This window comes from Wolbachia endosymbiont (group A) of Epagoge grotiana, from assembly GCF_947251775.1.
In the GTDB taxonomy this organism is placed as follows: domain Bacteria; phylum Pseudomonadota; class Alphaproteobacteria; order Rickettsiales; family Anaplasmataceae; genus Wolbachia; species Wolbachia pipientis.
The window spans coordinates 926,613-941,604 of sequence record NZ_OX366387.1 but is presented as its reverse complement, the minus strand read 5'-3'; the positions used below and the strand labels follow the sequence as shown (position 1 = coordinate 941,604).

At 34.2% G+C, this 14,992-nt stretch carries 10 protein-coding genes and 5 pseudogenes; 6 read left to right on the top strand and 9 right to left on the bottom strand.

Going from position 1 to position 14,992, the window contains the following annotated elements:
• Positions 1-65 precede the first annotated feature (65 nt).
• The gene (locus OPR50_RS04320) at positions 66-734 is read left to right on the top strand and encodes a JAB domain-containing protein (protein WP_265023834.1); all 669 of its coding nucleotides are present in this window, start codon (positions 66-68) and stop codon (positions 732-734) included.
• A gap of 352 nt (positions 735-1,086) precedes the next feature.
• A pseudogene (locus tag OPR50_RS04315) lies at positions 1,087-1,896 on the top strand (hypothetical protein); the annotation flags it as partial.
• Between the two features lie 64 nt (positions 1,897-1,960).
• On the opposite strand, the gene tnpA reads toward OPR50_RS04315, so the two are convergent.
• Complete coding sequence (gene tnpA / locus OPR50_RS04310) at positions 1,961-2,398, bottom strand: IS200/IS605 family transposase (RefSeq protein WP_265023833.1); 438 nt, start codon at positions 2,396-2,398, stop codon at positions 1,961-1,963.
• 84 nt (positions 2,399-2,482) lie between these two features.
• Between tnpA and OPR50_RS04305 the strand changes: the two are divergent.
• A pseudogene (locus OPR50_RS04305) lies at positions 2,483-2,866 on the top strand (hypothetical protein); the annotation flags it as partial.
• 170 nt (positions 2,867-3,036) lie between these two features.
• Positions 3,037-3,993: a WO male-killing family protein Wmk gene (wmk, locus tag OPR50_RS04300; RefSeq protein WP_265016533.1), complete on the top strand. Its 957-nt coding sequence runs from the start codon at positions 3,037-3,039 to the stop codon at positions 3,991-3,993.
• A gap of 46 nt (positions 3,994-4,039) precedes the next feature.
• Here wmk and OPR50_RS04295 read toward each other — a convergent pair whose 3' ends face one another.
• From OPR50_RS04295 to OPR50_RS04285, 3 genes are read right to left on the bottom strand one after another with little or no spacing between them, the layout of a single operon-like run.
• The gene (locus OPR50_RS04295) at positions 4,040-4,666 is read right to left on the bottom strand and encodes a hypothetical protein (RefSeq protein ID WP_264705698.1); all 627 of its coding nucleotides are present in this window, start codon (positions 4,664-4,666) and stop codon (positions 4,040-4,042) included.
• Positions 4,651-5,571 (bottom strand): patatin-like phospholipase family protein, encoded by a 921-nt coding sequence (locus OPR50_RS04290; protein ID WP_265016534.1) that lies wholly within the window; start codon positions 5,569-5,571, stop codon positions 4,651-4,653. Before OPR50_RS04290 ends, OPR50_RS04295 begins: the two co-directional genes overlap by 16 nt.
• Before the next feature lie 8 nt (positions 5,572-5,579).
• Positions 5,580-5,750, bottom strand: a complete 171-nt coding sequence (locus tag OPR50_RS04285; protein WP_265023832.1) for a hypothetical protein — start codon at positions 5,748-5,750, stop codon at positions 5,580-5,582.
• A gap of 87 nt (positions 5,751-5,837) precedes the next feature.
• On the opposite strand from OPR50_RS04285, the gene OPR50_RS04280 reads away from it, so the two are divergent.
• Positions 5,838-7,163 carry an IS4 family transposase gene (locus OPR50_RS04280; RefSeq protein WP_264339118.1) on the top strand — a complete coding sequence of 442 codons (1,326 nt, stop codon included), beginning with the start codon at positions 5,838-5,840 and terminating at the stop codon, positions 7,161-7,163.
• Positions 7,164-7,450: 287 nt separating this feature from the next.
• Here OPR50_RS04280 and OPR50_RS04275 read toward each other — a convergent pair.
• Positions 7,451-8,433, bottom strand: a pseudogene (locus OPR50_RS04275) (IS4 family transposase); the annotation flags it as partial.
• Between the two features lie 87 nt (positions 8,434-8,520).
• Here OPR50_RS04275 and OPR50_RS08805 point away from each other — a divergent pair.
• A pseudogene (locus tag OPR50_RS08805) lies at positions 8,521-8,882 on the top strand (transposase); the annotation flags it as partial.
• Positions 8,883-8,939: 57 nt separating this feature from the next.
• Here the strand turns inward: OPR50_RS08805 and OPR50_RS04260 are convergent.
• The 4 genes and pseudogenes from OPR50_RS04260 to OPR50_RS08800 form a co-directional block, all read right to left on the bottom strand.
• Positions 8,940-10,022: an efflux RND transporter periplasmic adaptor subunit gene (locus OPR50_RS04260; protein WP_265023831.1), complete on the bottom strand. Its 1,083-nt coding sequence runs from the start codon at positions 10,020-10,022 to the stop codon at positions 8,940-8,942.
• Positions 10,023-10,223: 201 nt separating this feature from the next.
• The gene (locus tag OPR50_RS04255) at positions 10,224-11,306 is read right to left on the bottom strand and encodes a Fic family protein (protein WP_213863077.1); all 1,083 of its coding nucleotides are present in this window, start codon (positions 11,304-11,306) and stop codon (positions 10,224-10,226) included.
• A 237-nt stretch (positions 11,307-11,543) separates the two neighbouring features.
• Positions 11,544-13,292 (bottom strand): DNA primase, encoded by a 1,749-nt coding sequence (dnaG, locus tag OPR50_RS04250; protein WP_265023830.1) that lies wholly within the window; start codon positions 13,290-13,292, stop codon positions 11,544-11,546.
• A 694-nt stretch (positions 13,293-13,986) separates the two neighbouring features.
• Positions 13,987-14,927: pseudogene (locus OPR50_RS08800) on the bottom strand (IS5 family transposase).
• Positions 14,928-14,992: the final 65 nt, after the last annotated feature.

Below are 14,992 nucleotides of genomic sequence, written 5' to 3'. Positions count from 1 at the left end.
CAATGCTGATAAAAAACAGCAGTAAATAATTAAAAACAATTTGTTATTAACGAGGAGTATATTTTATGAATAATGGTAAAAAACTTACAGAAGAAATTGAGAGAGTATTACAGAGTGGAGGAGGAAGTGCTCTGTTTGATCGTGAAATAATGGCAGTGCTTCTAGGAGCAGTTCATGACAGAAAGCAAGCACAAGATGTTACTAAAACTCTAATGGATAACTGCCCAGGAATAGGAGAAATTTTGGGACGAGAAATCGATGATCTGAAAATGATAGAAGGAATGACCGAACATGCAGCTGCAGCAATTGAATGTGTTAAAGAAGCTTATAAAAGAGCACTCAGAGAAGGGTTAAAAAGAGGCCCTGTAATGGATAGCCAAGAAAAGCTGATAGAGTATGTAAGGGTAAACATAGGCTTTTCAGCAAAAGAAGCTGTCCAGATAATATATTTGGATACACATTACCGTTTGATAAGAGACGAAGTGTATTTTGGTACAATAGATGAGGTGCACCTATCTGAAAGGAAAGTGGTAAAAAAGGCATTATCAATGGAGGCAGCATCGATAATATTAGCTCACAACCATCCAGGAGGGAGTTTAGAACCATCAGAAGATGATAAAGTTATGACTAGAGAATTAGTGTCAGCATGTCAAGGGGTGGGAATTGAGCTAGAGGATCACATTATTGTGACGGACAAAGGATATTGCAGCTTTAAGGAAAGAGAGCTGTTATAAAGATGGATGCCAAATTTTTCAGGTTTGGGAAGTTTGGCTACCACTGCTAGTGGAAACAATACGAAATATGAATATAAGTGCTTTAAGAAAAGCGTATTTCTATAGCTGAGATTTGGAAAAAGACATAACAAAAGTTGTAAAACATACAAGATCTTTGTATAACTTGCATATTAAGTTATAATAAACGAATAAAAGCCCAAAAAGCTCTATTCTTTTGTTATAAATAGTTGCAAACCATACAAGATCTTTCTAATATTTGTATATTAAGTTAATAGTAAAGCAATAAATTGCGCTATAGACTTAGATAATATGCTTAATATAGGAGGCTTATATGGCTAGTAAAAAAATTACAATGGTTCGAAAAGACCCAAATAAAAAGAATCGTAAGTTCAATATTAACCGCAAGTTATTGGGCAAAATATTTAGTGCTCTTGAGGGCATTGATATACAACCGTCTAACTTTGTGAGCAAAATTAATAACCAGAATCCTGGAGGTACAATGCCTTCCCCTAGTAGAGATGGTCGCGAAAACCAAATAAACTTCGAAGAAGGACTTGACCGTATTTATGGCACAAAACCAGCAAGTAATCAAGAAGATTATCCAGAGGGGTTAAATCCATTTGCCTCAGGCCTGCAAAAAATAAAGCTAAGTGCAAGGGAAAATAAAAAGTTGAGCTGGTTTAAAAGTGCAGTGGTAAAAGCAGGCAGCCCAAAAGAGATGCATAAGGTTGTGGATCAAGCTCTATCTGCTGGAATAAGGATAAATGCATGTCATGAAGGAGAATGGAGTTTTTCCGAGTATGTGATATTAGGCACACATTTTCACAAAGTCAAAAAAGGTGAACTAAAAAAAATAATGCGTGAATTAATGCTGAAGGGTGCAGAGTTTCATGACAGGCTATTGCAGAATGAGCTGGTAGGTGAAACTTATAACTAACTGCAAAAAGAGGTGCAGCCACAGCTAGACAAGCAACTTGAAGAACTGAGGAAAGTCGGTGAAAGTGCTGTTCAAAAAGGAGCTGTAATAGATGTGGAAATAGACAATACAACATCGTATACGGAATTTTCTGAGGGTAGCACAGTAGAGCCTGCAAAAGTAATAGAAGGCTTAGGTCTAAACAGATGTAACATCATAAAAATAGGCAATAGAGAATTTGAACTCAACCACTATCGGCTGAGAGCCGAAAGGTTGGATATAGCGCTGGAAGCGCGGTGAGAAGCTAAAGCTACTCCAATCTTATACTAGATATAGAATGAGGCTGATGTGCATCTGTATGTTTATTGATGTACTCATTAATGACTTCATCTGTGATATGTCCGCTGGTAGCACTAAAGTATCCTCTTCCCCAAAAACGCTTTCCCCAGTACATTTTATTTAGCTCTGAAAATTCTTGTTGAACTTTGCGTGAAGACCTGCCTTTGGCTCTTTGAACAAAATCACTCACAGCTATATGAGGAGGTATTACTACGAATAAATGTAAATGATCTGATGATATTACTCCGTTTTCTATCTTAATCCCCATTTCTTCAGATACTTCTGCTATGATTGTTCGTATTCTCTCCTTCATAGCCTTAGTTAATACTCTGTACCGATATTTTGTAATCCAGACTATATGGTACCTATGATAAAATACAGTGTGTTTTCCTTTGTCATATTCCGTCATAACTATACTTTATAAAGTACAGTTATGACATTGACAAACTAAAGTTTCTCCACCTAGAAGGTGGAGGCTTGTACCATCTTATGGAAAGTCAAAAACGAGAAAGGAGGTGAGAGAAATTACACTGATATATCGGACAATAGCGTTTTTGAGGTAACATTTCCAACAAGCATTGGTGGACTAAGAGTTATACTGTACCACAAAGCAGAAAACGACCACCAAGTACAGGTAAGAGTAGCAGATACAGAAATGTGGTCTGAACTACAAAAAAGAGGTGAAATAATAGGAAAAGGTTGCCTCTTTGGGGGAACGACAGTCAAAGAAGCTGTAGAAAGAGGAAGTTTCACAAGAAGTGGCATGTGGAGTAAAGAGCAGGCCAAAGAGGAGATAAGGGCGGATCACTCAAGTGAAACACTGTCGTGGGTAAATAGGGCATGTGGAGGTAGCCAAGAAGCATTTAGGAAACGTTAAACAAAGGACTTCCTTCTCAAATTGGACTGCGTAAAAGCTTTATATAAATCGCAGTCCAAGCCGAGCTCTTCCAATAAACATAAGCTAAATTTAATCTTTTGACAAAGTAGGTTATAGCAAAAAGCCTATTAACAGGGTATACATGTTTATTTCCGTAAAACCGTTGCGGCATGGCAAATATCTCTATAAGATACAAAATAGCGCAAAAAGTAAGAAGCTGGAGGTTAAAAAGAAAATATACCGTAAAAGACTTAGCAGGCAAAACAGGTATAAACTATCATACGCTGCGAAGATATGAACTAGGGGTATGTGGCATTCCAGATGAAGAGTTACAAACAATAGCAGACGCATTATCAGTTAGTTTTAGTGATCTACTTCCTAGACAAAAAGTACTCAAAGAAAATCGTTGTTGTGATAAGACTCAATGGATGTCCAATTTCATAGAAAAAACAAGGGGACGCAAGGCAATCTACGCATTAACCAAATCTATCCGAGCTGAGGAAGAAAGTGCTATAAAAGCAGCAAGAATAAGAATGGCAAAAAATATGCTCAAGTTAGAATTTGATGCTGATATTATCTACCGAGCAACAGGCTTATCAGTTGATGAATATGAAAATAAAGAAGAAAAAAGTTCTAAGCGTTCCAACAAGAGGGATGGAATGAAAAAGTGGAGGATAATACGGGGATATACTCAAGAGGAATTAGCGAAGGAGCTTGGTATAGGAGGTCCACAGATACATTACTATGAACAAGGAAGCACCATGTTCGGTGAGAGGTTATGGGAAATAGCAAGAAAATTATCAGTGAATGCTGAAGATCTGGTAGCGGAAGAAAACTGTTGTGAAGACGAAGATACAGATAGTGAAGGAGAAAAAGAGCTATTAAGCTGGGCGAGAGAGTTAAAAAAAATTAACAATCAAGAATCACAAGATGAACTGGATATATGGGTAGAATTTTTATTGCAAAGAAAGCGAATTTATAAAGAAAAGATTGATAAAATAGAGGGAATCAAAGTAGCAAATAATCTACTTATACTAGGTGTTTCTGCTGATGCTATTTCTTCAATAACTAGCTTGACTGTTGAGGAAATTGCGCAACTTACGCTCCCAACGGAATTAAAACTATGATAATTTATATAATATATTATGATATAGATGAAAATAGTTAATCTATTTAAGATTTCTCTGAAGTTTTGCTTGCGGCTTTTTCTTTTACCGGTTCAACCGATACATCTTGAATTTCCTCTTCCGGCTTGTTTGGTTCGGCTACTTCTTTAGATTCTGCTGCTAATTTGCGTTGTTTGATAAACTTCTTCAATGTTTTGACTGCGATAAAGTTTATACTGAAAACACATGCAGAAGTTACCGCTAATGCTGGCAAGGGAGCTAAACTGAATGTTGGTAAAATTGCCACGATTGTAGCAGATGTTAGTAAAAATGCTAGTCTTTTGCTCCCGATTATCTTGTTTTTCTTGGACTTTATGGGGTTTAGGCTTTTTATTTTCCCTTTTAGCTTTTTGAAGCCTTTTTTGAATATGTCACCCTTTTTCAGCTCTTTTTCTACGGGTTTTGCTTTCTTTATTTTAAAGCTTTTTATTTTTTCTTTTATTCCTTTTTTATCTTTTTTTGCTTTAGAGGTTACTTTCGAGCATAGGCTAGGTTTCATCACAATTTCAGAGAGCGGTTTTGGCTTATCGTTTGAAGTTTTAGCTTCTTGCCCCTTAGCATGTTTTTTGGGCGAAATTATGTTTTTTAAACCTTTCTTTGCTTTGTGGTATAATTTCTTTAGTTTGCTTGGCATCGTTCAATATTGCAGAATCTATCTATTACTTCCTGGTTGTCCTCTATCATTGCCTTTGCCTCTTGCTGAAGAGATTTGATATTTTTTGATGTAATATTATCCATGTCAGGTGATGCTATTTTTAATTGCGATTGTATTCTTACGTATCTATTGCCTATTACTTGATTCATCTGATAATTTACGCAGTCCAATCCAGAGGCAAACATCACATTTAACAAAGGTTTTATCCAGCTTATTTTTCCAAATCTCCTTGAATTAGCTATACTTCTATCTGTTCTTCCAGTACCTATCGATAACAGTAGAGTATCATCATTTGGAAATAACCTCTTACCACTTGCATATGCACAAGCCGCTGGATTATTAGCAAACACTCCGCCATCTATCAACACTCTCTCTGTTTGGCTAATTTTTAGACGTTTTGGTGTAAAGTACGTTGGGGCAGCTGTTGTAGCTCTGAGTGCATCTTTCAACTTAATGTTTTCTTCTTTCCAACTTTTGAAGAAAAACTCACAACTATTGTGAATGTCATAACTGGTGAGCAGTAGATTACTCGCAACATCGGCCATAGTACTTTCACCAAAGTATTTGTTGAGAATAAATTCCATATTTCTATACGAGTACTGAGAACCACTCAGCCAAGAAGCAATTGATTTTCTCCAAAATGATGATTGAAAGATATATGCTCCATACTCTTGGTAAAGTTCAACCAAATCATTGGCAGAGTATTGAAGTTTATTGCTTTTACAAAGTCCAGCAACAATAATCCCACCGGTTGAGGTGCCTGCCATTAAATCAAAAATCTGGGAAATTGGCTTTTTTGTCCTAGATTCAATTTCTGCAAGAATAATGGCAGGTATTATCCCTCTAATGCCACCTCCATCTACAGATAAAATGTACTTTGTCACTGTAAAATTTATTTGTGTTTGTGAATAGCTTCAAGTTCGTTGACTTCTTCAGTGAGGTTTTTCACTCTCTCTTCAAGTCGATAGACTATTTCGATTAGTTCTTGGTTTTTTTCTATAAATTTATCATGGATGTGTACACGTAAGTCAAGTTTTGCCAACCACCATATGAATCCTACCATACGCGTCAAGTTAAGGAAATAAAGGTATGAAAGAGATAGAATAATAAGGTATAAGTTCTCCCAGATATACTTTTAGTGAGAGAACCAATGAATAAAATAACTTGCTTATCAAAAAAGCTCAAAGAATTTTTTAATGAAAAAGCAGAGAAAATCTCAATTACAACAAGGTTTATAAAAAGAAAGAGAAAGCTAAAAGGTTCATCATTCGTAAAAGCCATGGTCTTGGGTAATATAGGAGTTGATAATTGTAGCGTAGAAACAATGTGTCAATTACTAAACGAGGACTCGATAGATATAACAAAACAAGGTTTGGATTTTAGATTTACTGAAGAAGCAGTGGAATTTATGAAAAGGATGTATAATGAATCTGTGATTCTCTTTAAAAATATCTTGCAAGTTGATTGCAAAATCTTACAGCAATTTAATAGTGTTAAATTATTGGACAGTAGCTATATTACTCTACCTAACAGTATGGAAGAGATGTATAAAGGTTATGGTACTAGCTACAGTGGCTATGAAAGCAATACTAAGTCTGGAATAAAGTTACAATTAGTTTTCGACTACATGAATCAGATAATAGACCAACTTAATTTAACGGAGGGGGTAAGATCAGACCAGGGATATAGGAAACATTTAAGTAATATATTAAGCAATGATTTGCTAATATCTGATCTCGGTTATTTTGTGCCAAGTTCTTTTAAACAAATCAATGAAATAGGAGCTTATTTCATAAGTCGTTATAAATCCGATACCAACATATATGATGTAGAAACAAATCAAAAAATGGAGTTATTAGAATGTTTAGAGGATAAGTTATTTTTAGAAAACGAGGTATTGTTAGGAAAAGAAGCAAAAATTAGAGTAAGAATTATATGTCAGAAACTAACTGAAGAACAGTCTATGGCCAGAAGAAGGAAAGCTAATAGATTAGCAAGATCGCAGGGATATACATCCTCTAAAAGAAATCAAAAATTGTTGAACTGGTCAATATTTATAACTAATGTTCCAGAAAATAAAATTAGTGCTGAGCAAGTATTAACGATTTACAGAGTAAGGTGGCAAATTGAGTTATTATTTAAATTGTATAAAAGCCATATCAGGCTTGATAAGCTAAAAGGAAAGCCATGCAGAGTATTATGTGAACTATATGCTAAATTGTGCGCAATTCTTATATTTCACGGCATAGTTGGTTGCACAGAAGTGAAAAAGAATACAGAACTTAGCTTAACAAAGGCATTTATTGAGCTAAAAAGGCGGGTTAGAGAGTTATTTTTAGTATTAACCAAAATTAATAGTTTAAAAGCATTTCTTAAAAAACTCACTATAACTTGGTCGCGATTTTCATTAAAAGACAAACGTAGAAGGGCTAGAGTATCCACTTTAACCTCTCTAAATTTGCTCACAATCTCTTAACTTGACGCGTATGGTGGCTATAACAGCCCTAATGCGTAAAATTATAGTAATTGCTAATACAAGACTTAAAGAAGCAATTAATTTGCATACTTAAAAATCTTCACAACGGTAACTGAAATTGGCTAATGAATATGTGCGTCCACACAGACTTAAAGCACATATTCATTAGCTTAAGCAGAAATTGCTGTGGTAGCTGTTTGATATAAAATTCTATTTCTATGACAAACGGGTTTTTATTGCCCATATAATTTGCAAAATTACACAAATAAAAAAATTTTTAAAAAACATAGTTGATACCAACTAATTTTTTCAACAGCTTCATCGAAAGTATTAACTGAAAGATTCGTTAATAGCATCCATTCTAGCGGTTTTTTTTTAAGGGAAGGGGAGTTTTCTCAACAACATAAACTGCATAAAGTGGTAATTTAGGTAGTTCTTCCGTCTTATGCCTAATATTATTCTTAGATGGATTCATCATAAACTTTCCAAATCTAACTTCCAAACGTGCTGTTCTTTTTGGCTTATTATCTTTTACAGGAACTTCAACTTCTACCGTACCTGTACAATGAGAGGATTTAATAAATGCCCATAACTTCTGCTCACCTTTTTCAGGATATCGAGATTTTCTATTTACTGCTCTATCTCTGCATGCTCTAACTAGCACTGCCGAATTAAGATTATGTGCAAGCTCAAAAAAGTCATATATATCTGCTTCTCTATCGCATACAGTTATAGTCTCAGTTTGAGTTGGATCAATAATATTATTTGTTTTTCTTAAAGTTTCCAACCACTTTACGCTTTCTTTATCTTCAATGCGATCGCTCTTTTTTTTAAGGTTCTCAGTTTCTTCAGGTCTTGAATAAACTTTTTGATCTAGTATCCCTAGTACCAAACCTTCTATACTAACGGCAAGAGCTGTATGCATTATAATACCTTTTGCAGTATCATAACTGGACAAATTTGCTAATCCGCTTGTTTTTTTATGGTTATTATATACAATGTAACTGGTATCTTGAATGACAAGAACCCTCTTGTGAGCTTTTGTTCTCTCAACCGTCTTATTAATATGTGTAGCTAAAATATCACTTTCTTTTACATTCTCATTTTGAAAAAAACGGTATGCTGCTTTTGCTTCTGACCAACTTCCGCATGCCTCATTAATTGAGCTTTCAGGTAAACTTATCAAACTATCAGCAATCTTTACTAATCGGTCAGTTAATCTTTTATCTCCAAATTCATTTTTAGCCCATTCACTACTTTTACTTGCCATTTTACACCCTCAATATTTGCAAACTTTAATATTGTAATATTTTACTTTTTAGTCCATTTATATTTGTGGGTAATAGTAAGGTAGTTAATGAGTAGTGCAATAAATAAACAATTGGTTATGAACTCTTTATTAATGGCCATTAATAGGCGTAAACCTGTTAAAAATCTACTGCTGCACAGTGACCAAGGTTCACAATATACTGCGCAAGGGTATCAATATCTCTTAGCTGTAAAGAATATAGATGAGTAATAAAGGCTGTTGTTACGACAATTCTGTTGTGGAAAGCTTCTTCAGTTCTCTAAAAAGGGAGTTACCAATAGACACCTCTCGGCACTCTAAACAGCATATCAAAACTGCTATATTTGAATATATAGAAATTTTTTATAACAAACAACGTTACTATTAACTATTGCATTCCTGAGCATTTTGATTCATCATTCTCTTTGTGAAAAACATTCCAAACTTTCTCTCCACTTTTTCTGGGTAAGGTCAAAGGATCTTATGTCTTAAACCTTATCACCAGGCTTAACAAATAGGTGGCCCAATACTATTAACTTTATGGGTTTACCTTCGTTATTTGCTACTATCCAAACCCCATCGCTCTCATGATCAACAATTTCTATTGGTGCAAATACTACATAATTATTATCATCAACAATCTTTATTCCAAGAGCACCTTCGTCACTTAAGCTCAGGGCTGAAGAAGGAACTTTATATGCAAATCTTTCGCCTGAAGGTAGCCTTACGTTGGCAGTTAGTCCCTGCAAGGATATCATTTTATTATTAGTTACCTTTACTTCTACCCTATAAGACCCAGTTTTAGGCTCAGCAATTTTACTAATAAAACTTACTTCACCTGCCAATTCTTTTCCGTCCAGCAAATTAATTTGAGCTGTGCTGCCTAGCTCTATTTTATTTACTTCATTTTCCGAAACGTATAACACTACAAGAATTTGATCGAAATTAACCACGTCAGCTATTTTTTGCCCAGCATTAACAAAATCCCCTTCGTTTGCATTGATTTTATCAATATAACCATCTATAGGAGATGTGACTGCAGTATTTTCTAAATCCAATTCTAGCCTTTTTAGGTCAGCTTTTGCACTTTGTAACGCAGTAAAAGCTGCTTCTACTTGTATTTGTGCCCCATAGCCTTTTTTATTCAGTTTGTGAGAGGAATCATACTCAATTTCACGCTGCTTTAATAAAGCTTTGGCTTTCTGAGCTTGCTCAATCCTGTCATAATCTTCTATCTTTAACACTACATCATCTCTTTTTACCTTTTCACCATCAGGTAAATAAATAGCAATAATCTTACCACTTATTTTTGAGACAAGGCTAGCTCTATGTAAGGGATTTACTGTACCAGAAAAATTTAAATATATAGTGCGGTTTTGCGGCGCACGTTCTTGAGTTTTTACTGAAAAGCTACTAGTTGCATTATCGCTATGAACCGCCTGATCTTTTTTTAAAAATGCACTGCTGATAAAAAACAGTAGAATAAAAGCAATACTGGAAATGATGATTACTTTATTTCTCATCTTTAAACAATAGAATTTGTTGACCAATCTTGTTAGAAACAACTGCATAAATTTTCGAATCAGAAATGTAAGTATAATACATGTACCATTGTCACTCCATAAATAGTTTTATATGAGAACAAACACAAGATTTTCCTATAATAAGTAAGTTTTTTATTGCTAAAATGCAATTTTTAATCGAATAAAATTGCAAACAAAGTTGTGCATAAGACTGGATTTAAAAAAATCTCGAAAAACATACTAAAACTTTTAAATAATAACTTTATATCTAGTGGCTTTGCCTTCTCCAAGACGCTGTAAGTATTTCATCCCTAGCAGTTTCTTTGTAATTGCCTCTACTGTTCTTGGAGGAAATCCTAGAGCTTCTATAGCATCTTTTCTACTAAATTCTTTATCTGCAAGGCTAAGTGCCCACTCCCAGAAGAATAATTGTTTTCTTGATAATAAATATTCAGTATTCTCCCTCTCAAGAATATAATGCGCCTCATTTGCTTGCGTTTTGAGCACATTAAGAAAAAATATTAACCATGGGGAAATATCTTCTTTGCCACTTTTCCAGCTACTTTGTGTTTTATTAAGCGCTAAATAGTAATCAAGTTTGTTAGTTTCAATTATCTTTTCATGTGATACAATAGATACAAAATCATAACCCTGCTGCAACAGCATTAAATTAGTTATCAATCTACTAGTTCTGCCATTTCCATCTTGAAAAGGGTGTATTGCCAAATACTCAAAAACAAAGTTAGCAACAATAATAAGAGGATGCTTAAATTTATTATTTAAGGACCAGTGATACCAATCAATAAGCTCTTGTACTTCCTTTCTAACAAGGTAAGGTGGTGTGGGATCAAAAATTATACCAACAACTTTTCCATTCTGATCTTTTGCCTCAACTCTATTAGAACTTGCTTTGTATTTTCCTCTATGATACAAATCTTTTTCACTATAAAGTAGCATCTGGTTGTTAATGTGCAATATTGATGACTCACTAATTGGAATATCCGTATAATCATGAAATATTAGTTTAAGCATTTCTAAGTAGCCAGCAATTTCTTGCTCATCTCTATTTTTAAATTTTTTGACACGTAGGTTTTTATATAGATCCTCAACTTCTTTATCGGTTAGACGATTTCCTTCAATACGGTTAGAAGCGCCAGAAGATGTAACAATAACTGAATGAGTTAATCTTTCAATTGTTTGTGGTAGTAGTTTTTTCGTTATCTGCCAGCTATTTTTAACACTATCAACTGCAGTAATTAACTCGTACACTTGCTCAATTACAGGCCCTTCTAGGTTGAGACGCGTACTAAGACGAAAATTCTTCCAGTTCATATTCTTCTCACATGCATATTATGTGAGATAATGTGAGATAATGTGATAAAAGTCAATAGTAAACTTTATATGCACAGCAGAGCTAACTACAAAAATTATACATTTTCAAGTGATCCTAACCATATCAAAAACTACAGGGCAAAGCTGTTAGAGGAAGGCTTAATTAGTTAAAAATTTCAATCTTATGTAAAATATTGTCTTATTTTGTAATTTTCTTGTTGACTAACGAGACGATATCTACTTTTCAATAAACTCCATTTGCATTTCTTGTATACTGCTTTCTATTTGCTTTATTTGTTCTATCAACCTTTCCTCTAAGTCAAGATTACCGCTCAGCCTCGCTTCGGTTCTTTCTTTTCGTAATGCATTTAACTCTTTTAGTAACACTATATTATTCCACACAATTTCTGCAGATTTTCTCTCGTTCAGTTGGCTATTTAGTACACTAGTTTTTTCAAATACATACTTTATAACGTTAAACTGTTTCAATTCTTGTAACAAAGCCTCTTTATCGAGTTTGCTTTTGTTACTTATTACATCAATTATACGCTGTTGTAATCTTTTCATCTCATTAGTAAATTCAAAATGAGAAAATTGCTCAAAAAATATAGGACGGTTCAAGATTTCAGGAAATTCTACGGCTATACGCAAAATTACGGCCTGATTTTGCTCTGCTTCAATTAGCTCTGGAGATTTGTTATGAAGATACTCACCTTTTGTTGCTCTAGTTTTACTATTAAAAATCTGTTTTTTGAAGCTACTTCTTAGTTCACTAGCCTTATTGTAAAAATAATCTCTGTAATACCTTCTAATACTGCTGTTGCTAATAGTATTTACATATTCCATGAACTTGTGCTCAAGAATTGAATATTTTTCCGGAGCAAGTTTTTCATAATTTTGCAAATTGCTATCGATTATGTGATGCCATAAATATTCAGAATGAAGTTTTGTTGAGTGATCAAGCGCAATCAATACGTCTTCTTTCTTGTATTCCAGTTCGTTACATATATCGTATGGATCTTTATTACTCGGCAAAGTCACAAATTTTAACGTGTATCCAGGCTCTAATATTGGCAGAGCAAGTTCTGCAACTCGAGTAGCAGCATGACGTCCAGCACTATCGCCATCCATACAGATGGAGATTTCTTTAGCAAATCTCCATAGATTTTTTATCTGCTCTGCAGAAATTGCGGTACCAAGCGGAGCAACTGCATTACTAATTCCTGCTTGATGTAGCGCTATAGCGTCCATATATCCTTCAACAACGAGTATGTGCTGTTTTTTACGTATTTCGCTTAAAGCAAAGTTTAATCCGTATAAATTCTCCCTCTTCTTGAAGAGCTGACTCTCTGGACTGTTTAAATATTTCGGCTGTTGCTCAGAACTTAGCGCACGTCCGCCAAAACCAATAACTCTCCCTGCAATGCTCTGTATAGGAAATATCAGCCGGTCATAAAAATAATCATGAAAATTTTTGTTTACTAATCCAATATCAATTAAAATTTTGTCTTCAATACCTGAAGAGTTTAAATACTCTTTCAAACCAGAGCTTGGTGCATAACCTATCTTAAATTTATCTATGATTTTAGGTGAAATCTTACGCTGCTTTAAATAATCTACAACACTTTGATTTTTTTGTGCAAACCAATTTGCAGCTAAATCAAGCGCTAAAAATAGTTTATTGTCCTCTTTTGTAATACTAAGACTTTTGGGCAGTTCAACACCTGTAACCGATGCTAATCTTTCCAATGCTTCTTTAAAGCTTAATCCTTCAGTTTGTGAAATAAATTCAAATACGTCACCACTAGCTAAGCAACCAAAACAGTAATACAATCCTTTAGTATTACTTACCGAAAAAGATGGGGTTTTTTCGTTATGAAATGGACAGAGCCCAACAAAACTATCTCCTCTTTTTATTAATCTGACTTTTTTACCTACTAGGTCGGATAATAATAATTTTGATTTTATAATATCTATATGATCCATCTTGTTAAATTAGTAGTAGGATAAAAATTATATAGAATTTATACACATCTGACTCGAAATTTATTTCTATAACTAAAGCAATTTAGATTTACCGACAATGTAGCTATACAAATTCAAGAGCAATCCTGTCATCCAGGTAGCCCACAGAAACAAAAAACTTCCTTGACAAACCTCGCCAGCGCCCTTATCATGAAACTGAAGCTATTTATTTATCTTCTCTGTACAGATTAAATGACAAAAAAACTCAACGTATCTGGCGTCTCATGTTTAATTTTTTGCACTATGTGCACCTTATGTCTTTATCAAATTTCCGGGTTTTGACCTACACAAGCTGAAATACGCTTATAAAGCATTTAAAACATTAAAAAACGCCAACTTAAAAAATGGATAGTAAATAACTAGCTACCCTAGGGTTTCTTTTGCCTTTTTTTCTGTTTAGTAAATTTCTTAACGTTTATAATTTAGATTAGTTGCGGCTTAAAAGCAGCTAAATCGCGGTTATTAAGTGTTTAGAATAAAAAAACGCCATACTTGAAAGTATAATGTAAGTAATTAGCCAACCACGGGGCTTCTTTTGCCTTTTTTTTCGTTTGGTAAATTTCTTAATATTTATACAGAAGGTGTCATTCCAGTGCTTGACACTGGAATGGCTTTGTTGCATCGCTCTTCGGATAGTAGGTAACGCACAATAAATTTATGAAGCTATCTCAAATTTAGCCATACCAATATCAGTGAACTTATTGAGCAAATAGCATTTAACAAGTAGTTCCTTCTCTCTATTTGTCTCAGATTTATTCCTAAAACTAAACCCGAATGTTTGTTTCAGTCGCGAGAAAAAACTTTCTATATAAGATCTTTTTCCGTAGTTTGTTTGCCTTTTCCACCTCTTCATTCCATCTTCGCTGCATGATTTTATTAGTCTAATTGCAGCATTTCTCTCAGCCATATAGTCTAACTTTGGATGCTCTGCTGCGTTGTTTTTCGGAGGAATTTTCGTTTTTATACCATATTGATTACACAGCTTATAGAGCTTTTCTCTGTCATATGCCCTATCTGCATATAGTACTTTTATGACATACTGAAAATCGACTTCTTTTAGCAAATCACAAGCTCCATAGTGATCAGCCGTTACTGTATTTTACAGCTATGGCTTTTTTGCTGTTTGTATTCAACATTACATGCAATTTTCTTGTCTGTTCATAGCTGCGATACTTTCTATCTTCGCTATTTTCTTTGCTATGACCAGGAGTGTTGTTGTATATACTAATTCCTGTACTGTCTATAGCAATTTCGATATCTTCCATATTATTTTCTGCAATCATTGATCTTAATATTGAGTTTCTTAAACCTTCTTGATGATTGTGAATAGCTGATAACTTGCAAATTTTTCCCAATTTGCTCAAGGTATCCTGCTATAAACCCAACTGTTTGCCTCAGGCCTATTCTAAATAAACAAGTTATTATGTGCACCAAAATTACAACTTTATCGCTATAAATATTGTTGCCAACTGGTATTTTTGGACCATTCTCGTACCACTTTTCTATGGCTTCGTTGATATAATGAAAAATATTTCCTCTTTTTTCTAGAAATTTGTTATATTCGCTATGGTTACTGACCCTCATTTTTTGTGGCATATTTTTTCTTTCAAGGTTAAATGGCTATTTTATAATGAATTTTGTCAGTAGCCACCAGATTTTTT

What these genes read in the sequence shown, in the direction of transcription:
- OPR50_RS04320 (WP_265023834.1), top strand. Translation starts at nt 66, where the DNA reads ATGAATAATGGTAAAAAACTTACAGAAGAAATTGAGAGAGTATTACAG.
- tnpA (WP_265023833.1), bottom strand. Translation starts at nt 2,398, where the DNA reads ATGACGGAATATGACAAAGGAAAACACACTGTATTTTATCATAGGTAC.
- wmk (WP_265016533.1), top strand. Translation starts at nt 3,037, where the DNA reads ATGGCAAATATCTCTATAAGATACAAAATAGCGCAAAAAGTAAGAAGC.
- OPR50_RS04295 (WP_264705698.1), bottom strand. Translation starts at nt 4,666, where the DNA reads ATGCCAAGCAAACTAAAGAAATTATACCACAAAGCAAAGAAAGGTTTA.
- OPR50_RS04285 (WP_265023832.1), bottom strand. Translation starts at nt 5,750, where the DNA reads ATGGTAGGATTCATATGGTGGTTGGCAAAACTTGACTTACGTGTACAC.
- OPR50_RS04280 (WP_264339118.1), top strand. Translation starts at nt 5,838, where the DNA reads ATGAATAAAATAACTTGCTTATCAAAAAAGCTCAAAGAATTTTTTAAT.
- OPR50_RS04260 (WP_265023831.1), bottom strand. Translation starts at nt 10,022, where the DNA reads ATGCAGTTGTTTCTAACAAGATTGGTCAACAAATTCTATTGTTTAAAG.
- OPR50_RS04255 (WP_213863077.1), bottom strand. Translation starts at nt 11,306, where the DNA reads ATGAACTGGAAGAATTTTCGTCTTAGTACGCGTCTCAACCTAGAAGGG.
- dnaG (WP_265023830.1), bottom strand. Translation starts at nt 13,292, where the DNA reads ATGGATCATATAGATATTATAAAATCAAAATTATTATTATCCGACCTA.